Source organism: Enhygromyxa salina, from assembly GCF_002994635.1.
Lineage (GTDB): Bacteria > Myxococcota_A > Polyangia > Nannocystales > Nannocystaceae > Plesiocystis > Plesiocystis salina_B.
On the sequence record NZ_PVNL01000157.1, the window covers coordinates 1 to 765 of the forward strand.

The window sequence follows — 765 nt, forward strand, 5'->3', positions numbered from 1 at the left end:
GGGTTGGGCGAGAATTTCTCACCGATGCTTCGCATGGCGCCACCACCGGTGGGCAGCGAGATCGTCGGTGCGAAGCTCGAGCGCGGATCTGCAGTTTGATCCCCACCGAACGGCGAGCGGTAGACCTGCGCGAACGGGTTAGGGTCCGCTGGCTGGCCAGCGTCGGGCGCATCGCGCCCAGGAAACGCGCCCGCGTTGAACGGCTGCTTCGGCTGCGGGCCCTCGATCGGGAGCGAGGGGCCCGAGGTCAGCTTAGGCCGACTTGGGTGGTCGTTCTCGTTGCTCATGAGTCCACCTCAGTCGAGCGTGTAGTGAAGGATCAGCGCGAGCCCGGCGAGCTTCTCGGGATCCAGCGCTCCGTCACTCTGCAGCGCCTCCGGAATCTCGCCGTCCGCGATCTTCAGCTCCCAGACGTCCGGCTGCACGCCGCCCAGCGCGAAACTGGCGACCATGCACCCGTCGCCGAACGCCGGCACGAAGGCCTCGGGCGACTGCACGAGATCGAGTCGCGCTTCGAACGATGCCACCTCCAAGTCCGGCTCGAGCATGATTACGAAGCTCGCTTTGGTCACCGCGAGTCCGTTCCTGCGGGCCAAGTAGGGGAAGTGGTCCGCCGCGATCGGCAACTCCAGCACGTGGTCGCCAGTCTGTGCGTCGGCCTCGAGAAAGCGCTTCCACTCGTTGGGGAACGCGTCGTGAACAGAGACCAGCAGCGCCAACGGCTGCCCCTCGCCCTGGATCGCGTTGAGTCCGTCGACCAAGGCC

At 66.5% G+C, this 765-nt stretch carries 2 protein-coding genes; both read right to left on the reverse strand.

Features of this window, described 5'->3' with window-relative positions:
- Positions 1-287 (reverse strand): hypothetical protein (locus ENSA7_RS41110; protein WP_146158739.1); only part of this gene is annotated, 287 nt, incomplete at its 3' end.
- Positions 288-296: 9 nt separating this feature from the next.
- A partial coding sequence (locus ENSA7_RS44855; RefSeq protein ID WP_181234631.1) for a hypothetical protein occupies positions 297-765 on the reverse strand: 469 nt, incomplete at its 5' end.